17 protein-coding genes and 1 tRNA gene are annotated in these 25676 nt (G+C 34.2%); 6 read left to right on the forward strand and 12 right to left on the reverse strand.

Features of this window, described 5'->3' with window-relative positions; genetic code table 11:
- Positions 1–104: 104 nt before the first annotated feature.
- The gene (locus tag EQG63_RS09180; RefSeq protein WP_129436074.1) at positions 105–1625 is read right to left on the reverse strand and encodes an OmpP1/FadL family transporter; all 1521 of its coding nucleotides are present in this window, start codon (positions 1623–1625) and stop codon (positions 105–107) included.
- A gap of 35 nt (positions 1626–1660) precedes the next feature.
- Positions 1661–2710: a hypothetical protein gene (locus EQG63_RS09185; RefSeq protein ID WP_129436075.1), complete on the reverse strand. Its 1050-nt coding sequence runs from the start codon at positions 2708–2710 to the stop codon at positions 1661–1663.
- Between the two features lie 99 nt (positions 2711–2809).
- Between EQG63_RS09185 and proS the strand changes: the two genes are divergently transcribed.
- The 3 genes from proS (at position 2810) to rpsT (ending at position 4863) form a co-directional block, all read left to right on the forward strand.
- Positions 2810–4288 carry a proline--tRNA ligase gene (gene proS / locus EQG63_RS09190; protein WP_129436076.1) on the forward strand — a complete coding sequence of 493 codons (1479 nt, stop codon included), beginning with the start codon at positions 2810–2812 and terminating at the stop codon, positions 4286–4288.
- A 96-nt stretch (positions 4289–4384) separates the two neighbouring features.
- Positions 4385–4456 (forward strand) — tRNA-Glu (locus tag EQG63_RS09195).
- 155 nt (positions 4457–4611) lie between these two features.
- On the forward strand, positions 4612–4863 hold the full coding sequence (rpsT, locus tag EQG63_RS09200; RefSeq protein ID WP_129436077.1) for a 30S ribosomal protein S20: 252 nt from the start codon (positions 4612–4614) through the stop codon (positions 4861–4863).
- 77 nt (positions 4864–4940) lie between these two features.
- Here rpsT and EQG63_RS09205 read toward each other — a convergent pair whose 3' ends face one another.
- Positions 4941–5702 carry a DUF5995 family protein gene (locus EQG63_RS09205; protein ID WP_129436078.1) on the reverse strand — a complete coding sequence of 254 codons (762 nt, stop codon included), beginning with the start codon at positions 5700–5702 and terminating at the stop codon, positions 4941–4943.
- A gap of 180 nt (positions 5703–5882) precedes the next feature.
- Here EQG63_RS09205 and typA point away from each other — a divergent pair, with 180 nt between their 5' ends.
- Positions 5883–7679 (forward strand): translational GTPase TypA, encoded by a 1797-nt coding sequence (typA, locus tag EQG63_RS09210; RefSeq protein WP_129436079.1) that lies wholly within the window; start codon positions 5883–5885, stop codon positions 7677–7679.
- Positions 7680–7750: 71 nt separating this feature from the next.
- Here typA and EQG63_RS09215 read toward each other — a convergent pair whose 3' ends face one another.
- From EQG63_RS09215 to EQG63_RS09230, 4 genes are all read right to left on the reverse strand, one after another.
- The gene (locus EQG63_RS09215; protein ID WP_129436080.1) at positions 7751–7999 is read right to left on the reverse strand and encodes a GlsB/YeaQ/YmgE family stress response membrane protein; all 249 of its coding nucleotides are present in this window, start codon (positions 7997–7999) and stop codon (positions 7751–7753) included.
- A gap of 111 nt (positions 8000–8110) precedes the next feature.
- A complete protein-coding gene (locus EQG63_RS09220; protein WP_129436081.1) occupies positions 8111–13162 on the reverse strand; it encodes a T9SS type B sorting domain-containing protein in 5052 nt (1683 codons plus the stop codon).
- A 33-nt stretch (positions 13163–13195) separates the two neighbouring features.
- Positions 13196–15487 carry a T9SS type B sorting domain-containing protein gene (locus tag EQG63_RS09225; RefSeq protein ID WP_129436082.1) on the reverse strand — a complete coding sequence of 764 codons (2292 nt, stop codon included), beginning with the start codon at positions 15485–15487 and terminating at the stop codon, positions 13196–13198.
- Between the two features lie 17 nt (positions 15488–15504).
- Positions 15505–16851 (reverse strand): DEAD/DEAH box helicase, encoded by a 1347-nt coding sequence (locus tag EQG63_RS09230; RefSeq protein ID WP_129436083.1) that lies wholly within the window; start codon positions 16849–16851, stop codon positions 15505–15507.
- Positions 16852–16981: 130 nt separating this feature from the next.
- Here EQG63_RS09230 and EQG63_RS09235 point away from each other — a divergent pair, with 130 nt between their 5' ends.
- Together EQG63_RS09235 and EQG63_RS09240 are read left to right on the forward strand one after the other, a co-directional pair.
- Positions 16982–20308: a PAS domain S-box protein gene (locus EQG63_RS09235; protein WP_129436084.1), complete on the forward strand. Its 3327-nt coding sequence runs from the start codon at positions 16982–16984 to the stop codon at positions 20306–20308.
- On the forward strand, positions 20305–20703 hold the full coding sequence (locus EQG63_RS09240) for a response regulator (RefSeq protein WP_129436085.1): 399 nt from the start codon (positions 20305–20307) through the stop codon (positions 20701–20703). The genes EQG63_RS09235 and EQG63_RS09240 overlap by 4 nt, the downstream gene beginning before the upstream one ends.
- Positions 20704–20765: 62 nt before the next feature.
- On the opposite strand, the gene dnaN is transcribed toward EQG63_RS09240, so the two are convergent.
- The 5 genes from dnaN to EQG63_RS09265 form a co-directional block, all read right to left on the reverse strand.
- Entirely contained in the window at positions 20766–21884 is a 1119-nt protein-coding gene (dnaN, locus tag EQG63_RS09245) for a DNA polymerase III subunit beta (RefSeq protein WP_129436086.1), read from the reverse strand.
- A gap of 100 nt (positions 21885–21984) precedes the next feature.
- Positions 21985–23640, reverse strand: a complete 1656-nt coding sequence (gene gldG, locus EQG63_RS09250) for a gliding motility-associated ABC transporter substrate-binding protein GldG (RefSeq protein ID WP_129436087.1) — start codon at positions 23638–23640, stop codon at positions 21985–21987.
- Positions 23640–24371: a gliding motility-associated ABC transporter permease subunit GldF gene (gene gldF, locus EQG63_RS09255; protein WP_129436088.1), complete on the reverse strand. Its 732-nt coding sequence runs from the start codon at positions 24369–24371 to the stop codon at positions 23640–23642. The genes gldG and gldF overlap by 1 nt, the downstream gene beginning before the upstream one ends.
- Before the next feature lie 76 nt (positions 24372–24447).
- Positions 24448–24744 carry a putative quinol monooxygenase gene (locus EQG63_RS09260; RefSeq protein ID WP_129436089.1) on the reverse strand — a complete coding sequence of 99 codons (297 nt, stop codon included), beginning with the start codon at positions 24742–24744 and terminating at the stop codon, positions 24448–24450.
- 21 nt (positions 24745–24765) lie between these two features.
- Positions 24766–25593, reverse strand: a complete 828-nt coding sequence (locus EQG63_RS09265) for an SAM hydrolase/SAM-dependent halogenase family protein (RefSeq protein ID WP_129436090.1) — start codon at positions 25591–25593, stop codon at positions 24766–24768.
- Positions 25594–25676: the final 83 nt, after the last annotated feature.

Consider the following 25676-nt stretch of genomic DNA (forward strand, 5'->3'; position numbering starts at 1 on the left):
GCAAAATTACGACAAAAAGTTGTATTTGTAGCTTTCTTTAGTAGGATATAAATAAAAATTCCATTTACGAGGTAAATGGAATTTTAAAATTATTTTATGTTTGGTTACAATTCGAAAGCCAAAGTAACGGTTATGTTGTTGTTTTTGGAATTGATGAATGCCTTATCAGTAAGTCCTTGCGAGAACATTTGATCCGTATAATTTCTTTTTGCTGTGGAATAAGCAAAGTCAAGTTTTGTCGCTCCAAAATTGTAGCCAAAACCACCAGAATATCCAGTTAAATCTCCCATTCTTGTTTTGTCTTTGTAAGGACTTTCTTCAAAACGGTAACCTCCACGTAAACTCCATTGATTTAATTTCTTTTCAAAACCAATTCTATACTCAGTACTATTGGTAAATACAGTGCTCAACTGATTATTAATAGCGCTGTCATTATTGGCTGACTTGTACTGCATACTTCCGTAGTTTTTGGTACTATAGTCAATGCTTATTATTCCTTCTTTTCCAAATACAAGGGCGCCACTAATGGTCCATTTATCTGGAGTTTGTAATTTATATGGATAAACCATGATAATGTTCGGATTTACCACATCCGCAGGTAAATCACCATCTGTTGGATTTCCGGTAATCGCTCTTACGCTTTGTATTAATTCATCTTCAAGTCTGAACCAAGTTGGAGATTCGTAACTAGCCCCTAAACGAATAAGGTCTGAAGCTTTATAAATTCCTCCTACTTGAAACGAAAAGCCATTTCCAAAAGTGTGTAAGTCGTTATTGAAGTACACAGTATGAACATAATCGGTAGAACCCGATGTGTTGTTAAAATTCGTTTCATAAAAACGTGAGGAACGGGTGTAATCGGTAAAATGAGAGTTTATGTTTACTCCTATGGTCAATTTTTCATCGTATTGTGCCGAAGCGTTAAAACTCAATTTTCCATTATAACCTGTGCTAAGGATATCATTTTGTTGGTAATAATTACCTCCAGGAGCGACATTCGATTCGTATTGTGAAATGTTTGGATTGTCTGGATTTAAAGGATCACTATTTAAAGGTATTGGATTTATAATATATGCCCAATAACCTAAATAGGCTTGTTGTTCATTATACGTTAATTCGTCGTAGTAAAAATCATTTAATGTGCCTTGTTTTACTCCGTTAGCGTAGCTTACAAAATAATTTCCGATGGAATTGATGTTTCTTCCTGAATAAAATAAATTAGAATTAAAGTTATTCAAGTTTTCATAATTTATGGCAACAGCAAATTTATTCCACTTGTTTTTTTCGCTATTGTTATTGAAAACAAAAACGGCTCCGGCTTGATTGATGTCTACTTCGGCATTTTTTTCAGTTGCATTAGATCCAAAAAAAATGGTTTTAGTAGTAGCATTGGAAATATTTAAAGTACCTCCAAATTGATTGTTAGCAAATATTGAAGAACTCGCAGGATTACTGTTTATAGCAGATAAATCACCACCTAAAGCTCCAAAAGCGCCACTCATTGCCCTAAATCGTGCAGTTCCGGTCATATCGTTTTGCGAAAAACGAAGGGCATCGGTTATTTCTTGCGCTTGACTTAAATTAAATCCAGTCACAAGGACAAGTATAGAAATGTATTTTTTCATTTGATATAGTTTGATTTGAAACAGATGGAAAATTTTTATCTTCTACCACCACGACTTCCACCTAATGTAGGACTTCCACCTCCATAATTCCCTCCAGAAGAACGTGGTGAATCATAACTTCTTGGTGATTCATAACTTCTTGGGCTAGATGGTCTTGGTTCGCTTCTTGGTGATTCAAAACTTCTAGGATTAGATGGTCTTGGCTCATTTCTTGGTGTTTGGTAACTTCTAGGATTTGAAGGTCTTGGCTCGCTTCTTGGAGATAAACCTCTCGGAGTTAATACGTTTCCTGAATTTCTTGGTGTACCAGTTGATCCATTATAATTTCTAGGGCTTCTTGGTGTAGTTGAATGATTTCTCGGACTTCTAACTCCTGTGCTTACATAAGAATTGTCTCTAGTACCATTGTGTCGGTTTGACGAATAATAGTTACTTCCAGTGTTTCTGTCATAAATAGAACCTCTTCTACCATTTCCGTAGGCATAGTCTCTACCATAATATCCATTTCCGTAGTAATTGTTATACCCCCAGTTATTATATCCATAATAGCCACCATAATATGGGTAGTTCCATCCCCAACCCCATGAAGAGCCATAATATCCGGTATAACCCCAGTAAGGACTGTGCCAATTATTCCAATAAGAATAGCCACAGTAGTAAGGACTTCTCCATGGGCTATAGTAACCATACCCCCAGTAAGAACCCCAATTCCAGTTGTTATACCCCCAACTGTTGTCGTATACGTTAATAGTGATGTCGCGATTGTTATCGCCCCAGCTGCTGTAATTTTCTTTTTTTACTTCAATGGTATCGTTAGATGTACTACTAGTATAGTTGTCTACATCTGTAAAAACTTCTTCATTTCCAGTACTATAATTATTGGCATTATTGGCAAAATAATCTTTGTATTTGTTTGAAGAAGAATTGTCTTCCACTACAACTTCTTTTTTGGTTGTACCATAAATACCATCATTGTCATAATAGGAAGTGTTTTGATAGCTACCACATGAAACAGCAGTTAAGCCTAATAATCCAACAACGGATTTAAATATGGTATTCTTTGCTGAAAAGTAATTAGTTTTCATATCGTTTGTTTTTTTATTGTTGGACAATACAAAAATAGTTAGTTTTGCAGTAACTATTTCAATTAAATAAAGGTAACAATTTTTGTGCCAAACATCGATATGAGTAAGAATTTAACAAGAAGAGAAGAAGATTATTCAAAATGGTATAACGAGCTGGTTGTCAAGGCTGATTTGGCTGAGAATTCGGCAGTAAGAGGTTGTATGGTAATCAAACCCTACGGTTATGCTATTTGGGAAAAAATGCAAGGCGAATTAGACAGAATGTTTAAAGAAACTGGACATAGTAATGCTTATTTCCCTCTTTTTGTTCCGAAAAGCATGTTTGAAGCCGAAGAAAAAAATGCAGAAGGTTTTGCTAAAGAATGCGCGGTTGTGACACATTACCGATTAAAAAACGATCCAGATAAACCAGGAAAATTGATGGTAGATCCTAATGCCAAATTGGAGGAAGAACTAATTGTTCGTCCAACTAGTGAGGCTATTATTTGGAGTACCTATAAAGGATGGATTCAATCCTACAGAGATTTACCATTATTAATCAATCAATGGGCAAATGTGGTGCGTTGGGAAATGCGTACGCGTTTGTTTTTGCGTACCGCTGAATTTTTATGGCAGGAAGGTCACACGGCACATGCTACAAAAGCAGAAGCGATCGAAGAGTCTGAAAAAATGATGCATGTGTATGCTGATTTCGTTGAAAATTTTATGGCGATTCCAGTGGTTAAAGGACTAAAATCAGAAAATGAGCGTTTTGCCGGTGCTGAAGAAACGTATTGTATTGAGGCTTTAATGCAGGATGGAAAGGCATTACAAGCGGGAACTTCTCACTTTTTAGGTCAAAATTTTGCCCAAGCGTTCGACGTGAAATTTACCAGTCAAGAAGGAAAACAGGAGTATGTTTGGGGAACGTCATGGGGAGTATCTACTCGTTTGATGGGAGCGTTAGTAATGACGCATTCGGATGATAATGGATTAGTATTACCTCCTAATGTGGCGCCAATCCAAGTTGTGATTGTACCAATTTTTAAAACCGATGAGGAATTAGATACAATTTCAGAAGTGGCAAATGGTTTAGTGGCTCAGTTCAAAAAAATGAACATTTCCGTTAAATTTGATAATAGAACCACTCAAAAACCAGGATTCAAATTTGCAGAATGGGAATTGAAAGGAGTTCCGGTTCGAATTGCTATTGGTCCGAAAGATTTAGAAAATGGAACTTTTGAAGTGGCACGCCGAGATACGTTAACCAAAGAAGTGAAACCTGCCGATGGAATTGTGACTTATATTCAAGATTTACTAGAACAAATTCAAAAGGATTTATTTGATAAAGCAGTAGATTATAGAGCAACTCATACTACTGAAGTGAATGATTTTGAAGAATTTAAAGCAATTTTAGACGGGAAAGGTGGTTTTGTGTCAGCACATTGGGATGGTACTCCAGAAACAGAAGAAAAAATAAAAGAATTGACTAAGGCAACGATTCGTTGTGTTCCATTAGATAGAGTAGAAGAAGCTGGAGCTTGTGTTTTTACGGGTAAACCATCAAACGGAAGAGTCTTATTTGCAAAGGCTTACTAAGAAAGTCAAAAAAAAGACAAAAAATTTCGAAACTACTATTGCAGAAATAAAAAATGTGTATATCTTTGCACTCGCATTACAGAAATGATATGTGATGGCCCGTTCGTCTATCGGTTAGGACGCCAGGTTTTCATCCTGGTAAGGGGGGTTCGATTCCCCCACGGGCTACAATTAGTTGTAAATAAGTTTTATAAAATAAAAATTGGTGTCTCGGTTTTTGTTTTATTAGTTAAAACCAAAGTGATTGCTTCAGCAATTGTGGGAGGTTTTTCTTTTTTAACTGATAGTTTATAAATAATTATTACAATTAAAAAAAAGAAACAATGGCAAATCATAAGTCAGCTTTAAAAAGAATTAGAAGCAACGAGAAAAAAAGAGTGTTAAACAGATACCAACACAAAACTACTCGTAATGCAATCAAAGCAATCCGTTTAGCTACTGATAAAGCAGAAGCTTCTGCAAAATTATCAAACGTTATCTCAATGATTGATAAATTAGCTAAGAAAAACATTATACACGATAATAAAGCATCAAACTTAAAGTCTAAATTGACGAAACACGTAGCTGCTCTATAATTATAAATTAGTGTTCAAAATTTCAAAAAGCCCCTTTTTTAAAGGGGCTTTTTTTATTTATTTTAATTCGAATAGCTTTAATAGTTCTGCATTTTATTTTCTAAAATTTCAATTTTTAAAGCCATCGATTTCGATTCGAAAAAACGGATGGTGTTTAAAATCCATTGTAAAGTTCTTACTGGGTTTAGCAAAGCAATTCCTAATTTTTCGATGGTACTATCTCGTTCCGAAATAATACTTGCTGCTTTGTTTTCATCCGAATACAAACAATTTGAGAATTCCCAAGCGCCATCTCTGGCCATTTCAATACTGAATTGAATTAATTTGTCATCCCATCGCTTGGCTAAGGGCATCAGTACACCAAAAACTGGAGAAATACTTCCCATATTTTTTTTTACTTCATCGGTCATGTCCGATAATAATCGGTTGATGTGATTGAAGTCATTTTGAATGCTGTCTAAAGGAAGGTCTTCAATAGTTTGAATAGTGGCGATTCCTAAATCGAGATTAATATGGGCGTTGATGCCAAGTAATAAGTGTTGCAATGCGATGTAACTGTTGTTGTCTTTGGCATTGAAAGCCACTTTCCAACTTTTTGAAATCGATTGATTGTTTTTATAATCAAAATAGGCTTTGAAATACCGATTCGCGAATAGCACATCAAGTTTTTCCATGCGAATATTGTCTTCGAAACGATTGTTTTTAATGCCTTGTTTGACATTTTGAGTTACTTTTCGGTATAAAACGGCAAACAATCCCAATGGACAATTATTGGTTTTACAATCTTCCACTATTTTATCCAACGTAAGTAATACTTCGTCTATTGTTTTGCATTCCATTAGCAGTAAATTCGTATTAAATTTTGATAAATATAAAGAATTTTAAGACAGATTCCTTGTGAAACAGGTATTGTTAATAAGTCTAAATTGTTAAGTTATTTGCTTCAAAATTAAAGAGATAAAACAATGCTATGATTAATACATTTTTTTATGTACTTTTGCACCCACAAAAAAATACACATGGAATCTATTAGAAACATTGCAATTATTGCTCACGTTGACCACGGTAAGACTACTTTGGTTGATAAAATCATGTACCACTGTCAACTATTTCGTGACAACGAAAATACGGGTGACTTAATTCTTGACAACAACGACCTAGAACGTGAGAGAGGAATTACAATTACTTCTAAGAACGTTTCGGTAACGTATAAAGGAACAAAAATCAACATTATCGATACTCCAGGTCACGCCGATTTCGGTGGTGAGGTAGAGCGTGTATTGAATATGGCGGATGGAGTTTGTTTGTTAGTAGATGCTTTTGAAGGTCCGATGCCTCAAACGCGTTTCGTATTACAAAAAGCTATCGATTTAGGATTAAAACCATGTGTGGTTATTAATAAAGTAGATAAAGAAAACTGTACTCCAGAAGATGTACATGAAAAAGTATTCGACTTAATGTTCGAATTAGGAGCTACAGAAGAGCAATTGGATTTCCCAACGGTTTACGGTTCGGCTAAAAACAACTGGATGTCGGATGATTGGAGAAACCAAACAGAAAACATTGAGCCATTGTTAGATATGGTATTAGCAAATGTACCTGCTCCTAAAGTATCGGAAGGAACTCCACAAATGTTAATTACTTCTTTAGATTTCTCTGCTTTTACAGGTCGTATCGCTATCGGTCGTTTGGAAAGAGGGATATTAAAAGAAAATATGCCAATCTCATTAGTAAAAAGAGATGGTACAGTTATCAAATCAAGAATTAAAGAATTACACACTTTTGAAGGTTTAGGCCGTAAAAAAGTAGAGCAAGTAGTGGCAGGAGATATTTGTGCGATTGTTGGAGTAGAAGGTTTTGAAATTGGAGATACTATTGCTGATTTTGAAAATCCAGAAGCATTACAAACGATTGCCATCGATGAGCCAACAATGAGTATGTTGTTCACAATTAACGATTCACCTTTCTTCGGTAAAGAAGGAAAATTTGTGACTTCTCGTCACATTCGCGAGCGTTTGACAAAAGAATTAGAGAAAAACTTAGCGATGAGAATGGCTGAGACTGATTCTGCTGATAAATTTATGGTGTTTGGTCGTGGTGTACTTCACTTATCGGTTCTTATTGAAACCATGAGAAGAGAAGGATATGAATTACAAATTGGTCAACCACAAGTTATCATCAAAGAAATTGATGGTCAAAAATGTGAACCGATTGAAGAATTAACAATTGATTTACCAGAATCTCTTTCAGGTAGAGCGGTTGAGTTCGTAACTATGCGTAAAGGTGAAATGCTGAGCATGGAAACAAAAGGAGAACGTATGATTGTAAAATTCAATATTCCATCACGTGGAATTATTGGATTACGTAATCAATTGTTGACTGCTACAGCCGGTGAAGCTATTATGGCACACCGTTTTATAGGATATGAGCCTTACAAAGGAGAAATTGCTGGACGTAACAAAGGTTCATTAATTTCTATGGAAAAAGGAAAAGCAATACCTTATTCTATCGATAAATTACAAGATCGTGGTAAGTTTTTTGTGGAACCAAATGCTGAAATTTACGAAGGTCAGGTAATTGGTGAAAATTCTCGTAGTGATGATATGTGTATCAACGTTACTAAAGAGAAAAAAATGTCAAATGTTCGTTCATCTGGAAATGATGATAAAGCAAGAATTATTCCGCCAATTATTTTCTCTTTGGAAGAAGCTTTAGAATACATTCAAAAAGATGAGTATGTAGAGTGTACTCCAAAATCGATTCGTTTGAGAAAAATCCATTTGACAGAAAACGATAGAAAACGTTTTAAAATATAGTGGTAAATAGTTTATATACAGAAAAGGTGGACAAATTTGTCCACCTTTTTTTATGAATGAAACAGAAGAAACTATTTTGCTTTGAAAAGTAAATTGACTACTGCTAAAATAATTATGGCGCCTAATGCTCCTGTTAGAATAGCACCAAGAAGCCCACTTCCTAAACTAACTCCTGCCAGGCCTAAAGCCCATGAACCAACAAAGCTTCCTAGTATACCTGCAACAATGTTTCCGATAAGTCCCAAACTACTTCCTTTAAAAATTTGTGCCCCAAGCCAACCAGCTACGGCTCCGATTAATAATGTCGTTAATAATTCCATAATTATTTGATTATTTGGTTAATAGATTTTAAATATAAGGTTTTTCTTTAAAAATTTGAATAAAAAAAATCGGCTATCACTAGCCGATTTTATATTTGGATTCTATTTTAATTAGCGTTTTAAAGCGAAGTGCCCTTTAATGCTTCTTCCGTCTTCAAACTTCACCGTGTACCAATAATCGGTGGCAGGCATTAATTCACCATTAAATGTACCATTCCATCCTGGTCCAAGAGGTGTGATTTTCGATAGTAATTTTCCATATCTATCAAAAATATAAATGATAGAATCATCATTGAAATTAGCTGAAACGCCACCTATATTCCAAGTATCATGATAACCATCTCCATTTGGAGTGAAAAATTTAGGTGCTCCCAATACATTGAAACTAGCATCACTAATACCACAACCGTTTAAGTCTTTCACCCAAACAGTATAGATGTTTGCTGGTACATCATAGAAAACATTGCTTTCTTGATAAGGACCTTCTTCGCTATCAAGACTATACACATAGTTACCATTACCCGTAACATTAATAGTTACAGTGTTGTCATCTGTTAAATCGATAACAGTTGGTGGAAGTATTGTAGCTCTAATTGACGATACAACAGTTATTGTTCTAGTTTTAGGACATCCTGTTATTTTGTTTTTAACTTCAACAGTATAAGTACCTGGATCATAGATTTCAGCACTATATGTTGTTACTGGCATTTGATTACTATCTAATAAGGGACTATTATTGTATGTCCATGTATAGTCATAATCAGTAATTGGAGAACCATCATAAAGACCAGCATCTAATATTCTTTTTGTAATTGGAATGGTACATACTAAATCATTCCCTGTTAAATAAATTTTAGGAGTTGGATTGACTGTAAACACAATTGTCTTTGTTAACGGACAAGTTGTATTGTCTGCATTTTCAACCACCACTGTAACTGTTTGTGTTGTATTGACTGTAAATGGATTTGGTAGCGGAGATGATAATGGATTTCCTAAACTATCAAAATATTTGATAACCGTATTCATTCCTGTTGGTTGTGCAGCCAAAATTTCATTATGAATCGCGGCAGATGAAGTGAAATTAAAAATACCATTTTGGTCTTTCGGATCGGCTTCATCGTCACATTGATTGAGATTTGTAGCTGTAATAGTGAAATCTACAGGTCTTAAATCGACAATAAATTTGATCGTTCTTTTATCAAAACATGCTTGTGGCGTTGTGTTGGTAATAATAGCAACAATATCTTTTGTAGTAGTTGCAAATGTTGCTGGGAACGGACTAGTAATTAAAACACCATTAGAATCTCTTAGGGGAGTAGTACCATCCTCTTCAAAATAAGCAATGGTATATGGAATTGCCGATTGATTGGTTCCAATTAATGTTGTTTCTAATACTCCAGTATTGAAAGTGAAAACACCATCTTGATTGTCATCACATTCTTTAAAATCGATAACTGGATTCGCAAAAGGTAATTTTTCAACCGATAATTTTATGAATCCACCAAAACCTGGACAAGCTGTTTGTAATATATTTGTTACCCTTACCCAAATATCTTGGTTGTTTGGAATGTCATTTCTAAAATTAGCATATTCGCTAGGCGCTATAGCTAATGAATTTCCATTGCTGTCATTCTGATTCAAAGCATCTGCTCTATTGCGATAATATGTGATAATATAGTTTGATAATGGTGGTGGTAATTGCGCTTCAACATCTGCAATAGCTGCTCTTATGTCAAAACTGCTAATTCCATCTCTCTTATTCGTTTCTGGGTCCCCAGAAGTACTACCGTCTGTCGCTAGAGTGTCATCACAAGCAGGAGGTACAATATAACTGTAGGTTAAAGGTATTTGAGAAGCAGAAGTTATTAATGTTAATTGTGCCACATTGTAGCATCCGTTTGCATTTACAATTCTTGCCCAAACTAACATTGGTGAACTAGTATTCGGGAAGGCTCTAAAATTAGAAATTAAATCAGCTGGAGTTGCATTATTTGCACCAGCAAAACTTGTGTAATATGTAAATGTTTCATTTGCTGCATTTGCAGAAATAACATTGTTTTTATCTGTCAAATCAAATAAAGTTAACAAATCTAAATCGTCATCACATTGAATGATAGTTACATCTGTCACAATAGGTTTTGGATAAACAGTCAATGTCGTTTCCGCTGAAAGTAAACCACAAGAATTTCCAACTTTATTCAGTTGTACTCGGTACTTGTAGTTGTTCATACTATTAGTAACACTGGTAATTGTCAAAGTATTTGTTGTCGCACCAGAATAAGTCGCGTTATTGATAATGTTATTCCAAGTAACACCATCGGTAGACAATTGCCATTGGTACGTATTCCCTCCATTATCAGCTAAAGTAATTGTTGCATTTTCTAATTCACAAGTCGGAGCAACTGTTGGTTGTGTCGTGATTACAATTGGTGCGAAAAGGATATAATTTCCGTTTGGAGCTGTATATCCTGTACCACTAGTCACTTGTCCGTTTGCATTTGTTGTGGGTGGCGTTGTAGCACCTAAAATCCCATCGTTGTTAGCGTCTAAAAATCCCGCTTCGATAACATCAAAACACAAATCATTGTCAGAATCTAATTCTCTGTAATTTTTAATTCCATCTGTATCCGTATCGGCAATACCTTCATTCAAGTCTAAAATTCCGTCATTATCCGAGTCCAAATCTATATAATCTGCTACGCCATCTAAATCAGTATCAATAGGAGTTAAACCTGGTTCAAAAGTGTTATCTAATCCATCTGAATTAGTATCAGTATTAGATAAAGCCAAAGCCGCATCTACTTGTGCTTCTGTAAGGTCAGAAATCCCATCATTATCGCTATCAGTATCCGTTTGATTCGGATTTCCATCGCCATCAGTATCAAAAGGCAAACAAGTTGCTGTTAATTTAAAAGTGGACTTATTTCCTGTCGAATCTAATAAGTTTTTATGTACAATTTTGAACGATTGTGTTTGATACGATTGAAATTTGAATGTTGCTGTTCCAGCTGCCAAAGGAGTACTTCCATTTAAGCGGAAACGAATTTCGAAAGAAGAAAATTGTGTAACACCACTTTCATAAATACCATCAAAGTTTGTATCAATCAATAATTGATTGGTTGGATTCAAGACGGTTACCGTTTTATTAATATCACTAATGACACTATATTCTGCATTTGAATTTAGTAAATCGGTTACATTAGCAACGGCAGGATACTCCAATTGAATGTTGATAGGCTGGGCAAAATTTAATTCATAGCCTACAAAATATCCTTTTCCAGCCGGAATATCGGTTATGAAACTTCCATCAGCAGCACTTATAAAAGGAACAGGAGCAGTTGGTAACGAATTAGTTACAATTCCAGTAAAGGCGTTGTTATAGGTTCCAGAACTCACAATTCCTGCACTAGGGTTACTAATGTTTATATTTTGATTACCAAGTGATTCTACGCAATTGGTGATTCCGTCGTTGTCAAAATCTATATCAATATTGTCATTGGCTAAATCTCCATCTTGATTAGAAGGACAAGCACTTACTGGAATTCTATCCGATTCTAAACTGGTTCCACATGCCGAAATCGTTGCTTTCACATGGTAATATCCGGGTACTGTTGGCGTATAAGAATTGGTATTAGCTCCAGCGATGGTAGTTCCATTTAAAAACCATTCAAATTGGTCAAACGAAGTAACGCTACTTACTTCTAATTTTACATTAGGAATGCAATTGTCAGTTGTTGTATTGATTTTACTAAAGGCAATTTCAGGTTCAAAGGTAAATCCAGAATAAAAACCACCATAGGTTGCAGCACCACTACTACCAAAATAGGATAAGTAAATTGATTCTGAAGAAAATACCGATACATTTCCTGTTAAACCATATAAAATATAGGTTTCATAATTCGTATTTCCAGTGACAGTAGATGGGCCAGAAAAATTAATACCAATGGTGTTTAACGTTGCTAATGTATAGTTAGTGCCATTAATTATAAAGTTAAGGTTGGCTCCAGTTTTTGTTACTAAACATACCGTTCCTGTAAAACTACCATCACCACCTACTTGATTGATAAAAGGTATGTTATTGATGATTTTTGGAGTTTCACAAGTCAATGGCGGAACAAAGTGCATGTTTTGATTGGCATAACTTGAATTTCCACCTGCATCGGCACCACCTATAGCCTGATATACAAACACATTTTTGGTCGCGTTAATATATAAATTATTGTTTGCAGTAAAACTGGTTCCATCTAAAACCAAATAATCACCTGCTTGTAAGGTTGCAGCTGGAGTTGCATTTCCGTTTATAAATACTTGTGTATTGTCTTCGTGTGCTATAATTGTAGGTCGTTCTATTTCGTTGAAACCAGCACCTTTGACTAAAATATAATCTTTTCCAGTTCTTTCTGCTGAGACAATTTGATCCAATCCAAAATCTAAATTGGATGTTGGACTATTACTACCTGCCAACGAACCACAATTTACGGCAATCGGTTTGTCAGAAGAAATTAATCCTCCAATTAATCCATCTCGATTTGCATTGGTTGGACCTTGAACCGCGATTACAAAACTCTGACCACTGTTAAGTACTATACTTGATGGTGTGCTTCCCGCACCTGGATTGTTTACTAAAGAAATACCAGGTCTTAAGTCTGAAAAGGAAACAGTTGTATTGTTTTCTGTTGCTAAAATTGAGGCAAAAGTATAATGGTTGTCACTATAAGATGGGGCATCTAAATTTAAAAAACCACCGATTCTAAATTGAGTTCCTAAAGCTGCAAGCCCTTTAGAAACAACACTTCCAGCATGAAATTGGGCTGCCACCCTTACAGAAGCATAAACCAAATCTTCCGCTTCAATAACATAACCTTTATCATTTAATATTTGATTTGCTTGCGCTTGATCCACAAGAATTTGTGAAGCGCCATTTCCAATGTTTAAAACATAGGGAGTATCTCTAGAAACGGTACCTGTTATAGCCGTTCCTCCCAAAGGAATAATTCTAAAATTAATAGGTGTGATACTTGGACACGAGATATATAAAAATTGTGAACCAGGAACTTGTACATTAGAACTTGATATTGGCGGGATATAATGTGTTTTACTAAATTGCGCAAAACCACATAAAGTTGATAGGAATATTAAAAAAGTTAAAACTCTAGTTTTCATGGGAGATTGTTAAAATTCCCCAAAGATAGCTTTTTATCTTTTAAGTGAAAAATGCCTTTTTACCGATTTTCCGTTAAAAAATGTTAAAACAAACCAATAATCATCTGCTGGAAGGTTTTGGTTTAAATATTTACCATCCCATCCGGTTGAACTTGAGTTTATCTGTGTCAGGAGTTTTCCGAATCTGTTAAAGATTGTGATATTTGATTTTTCTCGCTTATCTAAATTGTTAATGTTCCACAAATCATTAATTCCATCATTATTAGGAGTGAAAAAATGAGGATAATCTAAAATATACACTACTTTAAAAGGTGTTGGCAAACAACCATTTTTATCTCGAACACTTATCGTGTACTCTCCAGCGCTTAAGTTGCTAAAAAATGGACTGTCTTGATAGTTTTGACTGTCTATTGAAAATTCATAATTACCCCCATTATCTTGATAGGTTATTAAGATGGAGTTAGTATTCGAAAACTCGTTGATTTCCGCGTTTATATTGCTAGCAGGTCCCGAACCAATTATCGTAAATTTTTTTGACCCCTTGCAACCGTTACTATCGGTCATTTCAACGGTATAGATGCTTGGATTGGAAATGGTTGTTTCAAAGGTTTCCGTTCCAGTTTCATTAGACCAATCATACTGTGAATAACTCGGATTTACACTAAGTACCATAGTTTGACCGCTACATAAAAAATGGGTTTCTTCTGTAAGATCATTTAAATCAATATGATTGATTATTAAGGTTACTGCTACAATACCGTTGCAATTTAAACCATTGGATAATCGAGCATAAATAGTTTCGGAATCTATAATTGAATTTGTAAAATTTGAAGATAGTGGACTAGTTTGTGTGATTGCATTTGGGGCCGAACTATAATACGAAACGGTAGTAGTTCCAGGAAATGTTGCAATTAGTGTTGTGTCGACTTCGATCGGTAAATTAAAGGCGGTAAATCCGTCAATTTTTGTATCGGTATCGCATTTAGATATAGTTGCAGTTTGAAATACTGTACTTGAGATGTTTAAAGTTATAGTAGCCGTACTTTTACAATGGAATTTATTTTCAACTTCCACATAAATAGTATTGTTTCCGCTGTTATAATTTGAAGGATTTGTAATTACAGTACCACCAAGTGTTTCGTAAAAAGTAACCGTTTCTATCGTTGTATCATTATTTTTAATTACCGTTTCTAGTTCCGATAAATTAAAAATGGTTTGACCATCGGTATCGATGTCGCATTGGGATAAATTTTGGTTGCTTACTATTGGTAACGCTACAAATTGAATGCTGACTTTTCCTTTAGAAATACAACTTCCATTGATTTCAACTTCTACCGAATATTCTACTTCGTTTGGATTGGTATTGTCGGTTACAGTATAGGTTGGAGTTGTAATTCCAGTATCGACTCCGTCTTTAAACCATTTATAAGTATTGGTTCCGGGTTGTTGTGCGTTCAAAATCACATTCTCTCCCGAGCAATACGGATTATCAAGGGCAACGGTTCTATTATTTCCTAAAAAAGTTTCACTTTGAAAAGTACCACCTCCCAAAAAAATACCTGAATCGTATAAATTGTTCCCTTGATCGGCAATCACAAGTTTGATATGATATTGTTGTCCAATAATAACATCCGATTGTGCCTTTAAAATTTTAGTCTGTCCATTATAGGCCGTGGCATATTCACTAGGATTGAAAGCATCAAAATACATCTCATTGGCTGGAGGACAAACGGTGCCGCTTCCTCTAATAGTATTGACTGATACTGGAGTTGATGTGCCTGGAACTAAAGCAATATTAGTATACGTGGCACTTCCAATGGGTTTCAATAAAAAAGCAAATCCATCGGTATAACCACATTGATTTGCGGAAGGATTGGTAAGGTATTGTTCGGATGCGAAAATATAATCAAAACTTATTTTTGAAGTTAATGGAATAAAATCAAACTCCAAAATGGTCGCATTTATAGAATTGGAAATCCCCAGTGCAGCTTCTAAATCGACATCTCCAGCCCATGAGGTTGAGCCATCACTTAAAATCGAACCAGAATTTGGACCTATTGCTGAAACTGCTGCACCTGTACTTAATAAAATTCCGTCTTGAAAAGGGAAACTGCTGGTTCCTCTTTGGAAAAAACCATAACTAAGATTACCAGAAATATTTTCTCCATTTACACTAAAGTTAGAGACTTGAGCACACCCCGAAGCAGCGAAAACATTTTCAATTAATTGTTGTGCAGTATAAGTATCGTCGACTTGTATGTACTGAGAAAAAAAACATTGACTTTTAAGAATCAAAAAAAATATAAAAAAAGATATTTTTTTCATTTGGGACAGTGTTGTATTTATTTCTTCTTTTTCTTTGCGGCTCTCGCCTTCAAGATATTTCGATTGACAGAAGTTCCTGTTTTTTTCTTCGTTTTTGAAGGACCTCCTAAGTTAACTTTTTTATTCTTTTCTGCTTTTTCGTGAATATTTCCTTGTCCTTCTAATTTGACCTTTTTCATCAAAAATTTAACCTTTTGTTTTTCTTTTTCAGGGCCAATTAATTGGGTTGAGATTTCAATTTCAGCGGGTAATGCTAAAACAGGAATTTCAAGATTCATCAATAATTCAGCTTCCACTTTAATGTCTTCTTCTCTTGGTGCAATAAAACTGATAGCAGTTCCAGATGCATCGGCACGACCAGTACGACCAATACGGTGTATGTATTGTTCCGGTATTTCCGCCATTTCGAAATTGATAACGTGAGTGATATTTGAAATATCCAATCCACGTGCCATAACATCGGAAGTAATTAATCCACGTAGTTCACCTTCTTGAAAACTCGCCATTGTTTGCAAACGGTAATTTTGTGATTTATTTGAGTGTATTACCCCAAATTGTTCCGGAAATTCGGCATCAATTCGTTCGTGAAGCATGTCTGCAATTTTTTTGTTGTTCACAAAAACCAAAATTCGACTTAACGACTCATCGGTATTTAATAAATGCTTTAATAGATTGATTTTTGTATTGAAATTGGGAACATGATACGAAAGTTGTTCGATTTTTTCTAACGGTGTTCCCGATGGCGCCAAAGTAACTTCTTCCGGAAAATCGAAATAATCATTTAAAATTTCATCCACTTCATCGGTCATTGTAGCCGAAAACAAAATATTTTGACGTTTGTTTTTTAACATAGCCAAAATTGATGTCAATTGTGGACGAAAACCTAAGTTCAACATCTCATCAAACTCGTCAATTACTAATTTGTTTATTTCTTGAAGCCCTAATTCGCCATCAAGCGCCAAATCCATAATACGTCCTGGCGTTCCCACAATAATATCAATTCCTTGATTTACTTGTTTTTTTTGTGTGTTGATATTGACACCTCCATAAATTCCTAGTGTACGAACCGACATATAAGTTGTCAGTTTTTCTACTTCTTCTACCACCTGAACCACTAATTCACGGGTAGGCACTAAAATCATAATTCTAGGGTTGTAGGTGTCAACGAATTTGTATTGCTTTAATAATGGCAATAAATAGGCAAATGTTTTTCCTGTTCCAGTTTGAGCAATTCCCATCATATCACGTCCCGACATAATTACAGAAAACGATTTTTCCTGGATAGGAGTAGGTGTGGTAAACTGTAAATCGTCTAACGCTTTTTGGAGTGATTTGGTTAAATTAAACTGCTCAAATGATGCCATTTTGTATACTATTTTTTGCAAAGGTATCGTTTAAAGTTAATATTTATCAATAAAAGGAGTTACTACGTAGAAAAAAATAGCTTTTTTGAAAAAAATAAACTAAATTGTACTAAATAATATTGAAGTATAAATGCCTGGATTAGATACTATTTCATTACACTTCTCCATCAATCAGTTTGAAATCCTTTTAAATCTGTACAAATCTTCTTTTTCCAGTTTTAACTCTTTAAATAATTTACAAGAACAAATTACAAAATCTATTGCTCAAGGATTGGGAATTTCAAGAGCTAGTATTTGGGAATTTGATGGTGATCTTTTGAAATGTAATAAATTGTACGATGCAGAAAATGCCGTTTTTATTGAACAACAAGCTCTAAAAAAGGAAGATTTTCCAGTATATTTTGAGGCACTACAAAAAGGGATAGCAATTGTTGCAGCAAATGCACCAAAAAATGAATGGACTAGCAATTTGGATGCTATTTATTTAAAACCCCTTAATATTGAAAGCATGCTAGATATCCCTATTCGTGAAAACGGAAAGCTGGTAGGGATTTTGTGTTGTGAACAAACAGAAGAGGTGAAGAATTGGACAGAAACCGACATTTCGTTTGCTCGATCAGTAGCGGATATTTTGACTCTTTTTACGGAAGAATTTAAACGAAAACAAGCCGAACAATCGTTGTTGGAAAATCAGGATCGCTTTAAATTTATTTCCGAAAATATTTCCGATGGTATTTATATTATTGAAAATGAGCAACTGGTTTTTGCTTCCAAAACCTATTTGGAAATGATTGGAATGACCGATCAAGAAAAGCATCTTTCCCACAAAAATGATATGTTCCAGCTTACACATGCTGAAGATAAAGAAAGAGTAATCAAGACAATATATGACGCTGCGGCCGCTAAATTACCATCCATAAAATATACTTTTCGTTGTTATAAGAAAAACGGTGATTATATGTGGCGTGAAGACATCATGAATATTCATTATGATATTACTGGCCATGCCTTTAGAGCCGTAACGATTGCTCGGGATATCACAGAAGAAAAGAACCAAGAACTCGAGTTAATTAAGAAGAAAAATATTTCTGACCTTCAAAATAAATTACTCTTAAGTCTGTATTCGATACATGGTGAAACTACTTTAAAGGAAAAAATTAAAAAAATTACTTTTTTAGCAACTGAAGGTTTGACTTTAGACAGAGCAAGTTATTGGGTAGTAAAAAAAGATCGTTTGGTTTGTAAAGATCTTTTCGATAAAAAAGAAAACAGTCATTCTAAAATTCTTAGTCTCGATTCTAGAGAGCTACCTAAGTACATGGAAGCCATAAATAATCAAACGGCAATTGTTGCCGACGATGTTTACAATAATGACAGTACCATTGAGCTCATCGATAATTATCTAAAACCTTTGGGAATAACGGATATGTTAGATGTTCCTATTCGGGTGAGTGGTAAATTTCATGGAATGCTTTGTTGCGAACACCGAGATGATCCTAGGGTTTGGACAGAAAACGATATTTCCTTTGCGAGAGCTTTGGCTGATTATTTAAGTCAGGCAATTGAAGAAGAAAAACGTAAAAAAGCGGAATTAAAGCTAAGTGAAAATCAAAAGAAGTTGGAATTTATTTCTGAAAATACTTCTGATGGAATTATGATTATCGAAAACAGTAAAATCACTTATGTTTCTCCTGCTTACTCCAAGCTTTCGGGATATAGTTTTGAATTTCTTCAAAATTTATCCTTGGATGAAATATTTACGTTCATACATCCGGATGATGTAGAAGAGATGAAGTCTTTTATTTATAATAATTTGGAAAATAAAGTTTCTAAATTCAATTATGAATACCGACTTTTAGGAACGGATGGAAAGTATTCCTGGCGAGAAGATTCGGCAAGTGTCGTTTATAAAGAAAATAGTGATGAATATTCTGTTTATATCGTTATCTCCAGAGATATTCAAGACCGTAAAGAAACCGAACTTAAATTAAAAGAAAGTGAACATCAGTTGCGACTGATTTTTGAAAATTCTACAGATGGTTTTGTTGTCATTGAAAATCAAATACTCAAATACATTTCACCTTCTTATCAATCCTTTTTAGGTTTTGAAAATGATGAATTGAATGAATTTACAGTTAACAGTATTTTCGATTTAATGCATCCTGATGACTACGAAAGAGTCAGAAATTTTGTTTACCAAAATATAAGTGAGAAAAAGAAGACCTTTACTTGTGAATTCAGAATTCGAAGTAAAAACGGAGAATATTATTGGCGGGAAGATTTAGCAAATATAATTTATGACGAGGAAGGGAATTATTCGAAATACATTATTACCTCAAGAGATATTCATGAACGTAAAAATATTGAAAGTCAACTTGTCGAAAGTGAACAGCAACTTCGATTAATTACCGAGAATACTTCCGATGGGGTAGCGGTAATCGAAGAAGGAAGATTAACTTATGTTTCTCCATCTTATTGCCTTTTATTGGGCTATAATAAAAACGAGTACTTACAATTTTCGATGCAGGACATTTTCGATAAAATTCATCCAGAAGATGTAGATAGGGTTAGAACCTTAATTTATACTTCGCTCGAGCAACGTGTTAGAGAAATTAAATATGAACAACGATTTATGGGCGCTGATGGGGTGTACCATTGGCGAGAAGATTCGGCCAATATCATTTATGATGAAAATGGCAAGTACACCAAATATATTGTAGTTACTCGAGATATTTCGGAACGAAAAGAAACGGAAAAAGAAAAAAACAGACTGTATAAGATTACTGAAAATCAAAATGAGAAGCTAATTAACTTTACTCATATTGTTTCGCATGATATTCGTTCGCATACGAGTAATTTGTCTATGATTCTAGATTTGTACGAAGAAACGGACGATAGAAACGAGCAAAGTGAATATTTTAATATGCTAAAACAAAGTACAAACAAACTATCGGAAACAATTTTTTACCTGAATGAAACGGTTGCTATTCAAAGCGGAATAAAAAATGAAAAAACGTCGTTAAATCTTAAAAAAGAAATCGAAAAAGCATTAACAGGAATTAATGCCATTGTGTTGACGAATAATGCAAGCATTACAATTGATGTCGATTCGGATATTGAGATTTTTGCTACGCAATCGTATTTGGAAAGCATTATTTTTAATTTACTTACCAATGCAATCAAATACAGGTCGCCCGAAAGAAATCCGGAAATTAAAATCACTGCCGCCAAAATTGAGGATGAAGTGAAATTTTCGATTACCGATAACGGAATAGGAATTGATTTGAAAAAAAATAAAGATAAAATTTTCGGAATGTATAAAACCTTTCATGGAAACACCGATGCTGTAGGATTGGGGTTATTTATGATCAAAAACCATCTGGAATCTATGGGTGGAAGAATTGAAGTAGAAAGTCAAGTAAATGTAGGAACCACTTTTAATTTATATTTTATATGACCACAGTAGAGATCAAAAAAACGTATATCATTGATGATGACTCTATTTTTGTTTTTGTGTTGAAAAAACTTTTAGAAAAACATCACAATTTTGGAAAAGTGGCCGATTTTAAAGATGGTCATCAGGCTTTAGAATTATTGTTTTCTAAAGATTCCGAATTGCCCTGTGTCATATTGTTGGATTTGAACATGCCGTTATTAGATGGTTGGCAATTTTTAGATCAACTAGAAAAAACCGAACTCAAAAACCAACTCAACGTATTTATTATGTCTTCATCTATAGATGCCAATGATATTGAAAAATCAAAAGAATATTCTGTTGTAAAAGACTTTATTTCAAAACCTATTAATCACGATAAACTCGATAGAATCATTGAGAGTTTGAGTTTGACTTAAATAAAAAAAAACCATTCAATAACGAATGGTTTTTTTAGAAATATTTGGTTTGGTAATATAGTTTAGTTGTTAAGCATTACGGGCATTACAAGCATCGTAACAGTTTCTCCTTCATCTAATCCATCCGCTGGAGTTAAAATTCCTGCTCTATTTGGCATAGACATTTCCAACTGAATCATGTCACTTTGTAAATTCGTCAACATTTCCATTAAGAAACGTGAGTTGAATCCAATTTGCATATCATCACCTTGGTAATCACAAGTCAAACGCTCTTCTGCTTTGTTCGAGTAATCAATATCTTCAGCAGAAATATTCAACTCAGCACCAGCAATTTTTAAACGAATTTGGTGTGTTGTTTTGTTAGAGAAAATAGCCACACGACGAACAGAACTTAAAAATTGTGTTCTATCTATTAATAATTTATTCGGATTTTCTTTCGGAATTACCGCTTCATAATTTGGATATTTACCATCAATTAAACGACAAGTCAATATGTAATTATCGAAAGAGAACGTAGCATTCGCATCATTGTATTCAATGGTAACTTCAGCATTTGAAGTCGCTAAGATTCCTTTTAAAATAGTTAAAGGTTTTCTTGGCATAATAAAATCGGCTACTTGCGATGCTTTTACATCTGTACGCGCATATTTTACTAATTTGTGTGCATCAGTCGCTACAAAAATTAATCCTTCTGGAGAAAACTGAAAGAATACACCACTCATCACCGGACGTAAATCATCATTACCTGCAGCAAAAATAGTTTTGCTCACCGCTGTCGACAATACTTCAGCTGGAACAACCGTTTGTGAAGGTTCTTCTAAATTTACTGATTTCGGGAACTCGTCACCAGGAGCATATGCTAATGCATATTTACCCGATTGAGAACTAATTTCAATAGTATTGTTTTCTTCTACTGTAAAGGTTAAGGGTTGCTCAGGAAATGTTTTTAAAATTTCTAATAATAGTTTTGCTGGAACAGCCACACTTCCTTCACTTTTCGAATCAATTTCTAATGTAGCCGACATTGTCGTTTCTAAATCAGAGGCAGAAACGATTAATTGGTTTTGTTTTAATTCGAATAAAAAGTTATCTAAAATAGGCAAGGTGTTACTGCTATTAATAACACTTCCTAAGACTTGTAATTGTTTTAATAAATAAGAACTCGATACAATAAATTTCATTGCTTTGTATTTAAATGTATTTTCCTAAAAACTAGGATTTTTTTAATGTGTTACAAATATATCGTAAACTATTAGTTTATGAAATATTTTTTATCAACAACTATTTTGAAAAACGGCGTTTTCTCAAGTACGTAAATGCGATGCCGAATAGACCTAAAATCACCAGCGGAAGCCCAACAGTCAAGAACTGCGTGTAGGTATAGTTTTCCGATACTTTCTCTTTATCCAACAAAGGCAAATCAACTTCTTTACTACGAATGTTAATAAGTCCGTTGTCGTCTAATAAATAATTCACACAATTCATCAAGAATTCTTTATTGGCATAGACTTGATTCGTCCATTTATCAAATCCCAATTCCATTGGTTGTCCACGCTCATCCAATTGATTTTTGATCACATCTCCATCGGAAACGACAATCATTTTGGAATTTTTATTTGTGGGTTTAAAAGTAGCATCTTTAAAAGCCAAAACCCTGTTTTCAAATACCGAGTGAAATTTCCCTTCCAGTAAAATTCCAACATTCATATTTCCGGGTAAGTAGTCTTGCGCATTTGGTTTTTCATTCACCATTTCCAAATTAACTTCTACCGGTGTTCCAATTTTTTTAGAATAGGGAGATGACTTTAATAAAATCGTTTTTTTAATGCCGTTTTTAAGTGTATCAATTGGGTTGGCATATTCAAATTTAATTCCGTCAATGTTGTTCACGATAGGATGTTTGCTTTCGGTAAAAACAAACGGAGAATACAGCCATGGATAGTTTTGATATTGTGTTTCGTTTCCTTGATTTCCGGTCGCTAAAGCAATGGGAACGGCTTGCATGTCTTTGACTAAAAACGGATTGATTCGGAAACCATACTTAAAAAACATATCGTTTAAACCCAAATCGATTGGGAAGGCTAAACTGGTTCCTGTTTTCTTCAGGTTGTCCATATCAATATCCACAGCATCCAATAACCAAAGGGTTTTACCACCATTGATGATAAATTGGTCCAATACTTGTTTTTCTTGGTCGGTGAAAGTAGCTTTTGGTTTGGCAATGACTGCCAAATCGAAAGTTTTTAATGCTTTCGCAAACAACTCTGGATTGGTTTTTACCGAATCTAACGGAAAAGGGGCAATAAAATAAGTATCACGTACCGTTTGCAAGAAATCGGCCTTAAAAACATCTGCCAATTCTTTTTTACCTTTTATGAAGGCTATTTTTTTCTTTTTTTCAGTCGAAATTTTGTGTAAAGCATCGGCAAAAGCATATTCCAAATGCTGAACAGAACTCACCACTTTTTGCTCGGTCGATTGGCCTAATTTATTTTTCAATAAAGACAATTTGGTGCTCTTGCTTTTATAGGTAGCAATGGCCCACGGATACACCACTTCTTGCGATTGTTTCCCTTTTTCGTCGACTGTGATTTTAATCGGCGTTAGACCACGTTCGTAAAAAGATGCCATCACTGCTTCTGCTTCATCAGGATTTTCCAACGGATTCACAAACTGAAAGATGATATTGGAATTATAGGCTTTTAATTCTTCTAACATTTGTTTGGTTTCCGATTGTAATCGTTTGAATTCAGGTGGAAAATTTCCTTCCAAGAACACATCAATATACAAGGGTTCTTTTACATTTTTTAAAATGTCTAAAGTAGTATCAGAAAGCGTATATCTTTTGTCTTGCGTTAAATCAAATCGGAAAAAAAAGAAATTACCAATGATGTTTAAAACTAATAAACCAACGATTAAGTATAGAAATTTTTTCATTATTGCTTGTAGGTTTTTAATTTTAAAACAGTTAATGAAATAAAGACAATAATCACACTTAGAAAATACATCACATCTCGTGTATCAATCACACCACGTGAGATACTTTTATAATGATAATCCATTCCTAAAGATGCAATAGTGTTGCCAAAGTTTCCAAATGCTGCAATTGTAGAAATTCCTTGAAAACCAAAATACAAAGCAAAACAAAGTAAAACTGAAAGTAGAAAGGCTACAATTTGATTGTCAGATAAAGACGAAGTGTAAATACCGATGGAAGTATACGCTCCCATTAAAAAAAGCAATCCGAAATAAGAGCCAAGCGTACTTCCGAAATCTAAATTACCTTCAGGCAATCCTAAATCGTAGACTACTTTAACATATACTAAAGTCGGAATAATTGCAATAATTAAAAGAATGAAAGAACCCAAAAACTTACCGTTTACTATTTCTAGTAAGCTCATCGGTTTGGTAAGTAATAATTCCATAGTGCCTTGTTTTTTTTCATCGGCAAAACTTCTCATGGTCACCGCTGGGATTAAGAATAGTAAAATCCAAGGGGCAATAGTGAAAAATGGCGTTAAATCGGCAAAGCCTGAGTTTAAAATATTGTAATCGCCATCAAATACCCACAAAAACAACCCTGTGAGTAGCAAAAAAATGGCAATGACTAAATATCCTATCGGCGAGCCAAAAAAGGACCGGAATTCTTTATAGAGTATAGCTTTCATCTATGTTTATTCGTGTATTTGTTTGATAATCTTTGGCAAAAATAGCATAAACTTCTAAACGCCTAAACTTTTAAGTTTATTTTAAGGAAACTAATTTATCGACGCTCCATGCCTCTGGTTTGTCATTAAAGAGTTTTTTAGTAAATGTCCAAACGTCATAAAACAATTCCGAATTGCGATAGTTTTCTAAATCGTCTTCCGTTTCCCAATAACTATAAGTAAAAAAGATACACGGATTATTTTTATCCTGATACAATTCCAAAAAACGATTGCCAGGAGCATTTCGGATTTTTTCTTTCATTTCTTCAAAATTTTCTAAAAATGAGGGGATATTTTCTTCGTGGAAACTTAATTTTACTATTCTAACAAACATAATTTTATTTTTTAATGCAGGCTATTTAAATTGCACACTAATTACATCGCGGTATTTCAATCCTAAAAGTGAATTCGCCGAGCCTACAGTATTTGGATTACTTTTATAAATAGCAATTTCTAAAAACCCCGCTTCATTAAACAAAGCAAGTTTTTCGCCTTCGTAATCTTTTAAAGTATAATTTTCTCGTACTACGAAATCGGAATACGATTGATGAATTTTTTTGATGGTTTTAGTGCCGAATTTAATTTCGAAAGTTCTGTCTTTTCCAATGTTGTAAAACATCTCTTGTGAAATATTGGTAACACAATTCCCGAAATGATCCACATAAATGATATTTCCTTTGATGCTGTTGTTGTCAGATTCGGTATTGGCTTGAATTTCATTTATAGGTTTCAAATGTTCCAATTCAATCCCAATAGCGTTCAATGCACCTCCTTTTGCAATATGGGAAGCCACATTTAAAAAGATATCCATGTCACTTGCATTGCTTTCCAATCGGTCGGCAATAGTAATTTCAAAAAGCTTTTGGGGTTTTTCTTTTTGCAACATCAGACTTAAAATGCCATTATCTGCACAAACAAAGTAATGGTTGTTGTAATGTAAAACCACATGTTTATTGTCCACCGTTCTTTCACTATCTACCCCAATTAAGTGTACTGTTCCTTCAGGAAAACTGGTATACGCTGATTTTACAACATAACTGGCTTCTGCAATATTAAACAAATCGATATCATGCGAAATGTCAATAATCTGAGCTTCAGAATATTTAGATAAAATTTTACCTTTTAGTGCGCCCACAAAGTGATCTTTCAAACCAAAATCGGTTGTAAGTGTAATTATTGACATTATTTTGTTTATAACTATTCCTGAAATGTTTTGGTAAATTTAGTAGATTTGAGAGAAACATAACGAATTTATTTTTAACTAAA

Source organism: Flavobacterium amnicola, assembly GCF_004122165.1.
Taxonomy (GTDB): Bacteria; Bacteroidota; Bacteroidia; order Flavobacteriales; family Flavobacteriaceae; genus Flavobacterium; species Flavobacterium amnicola.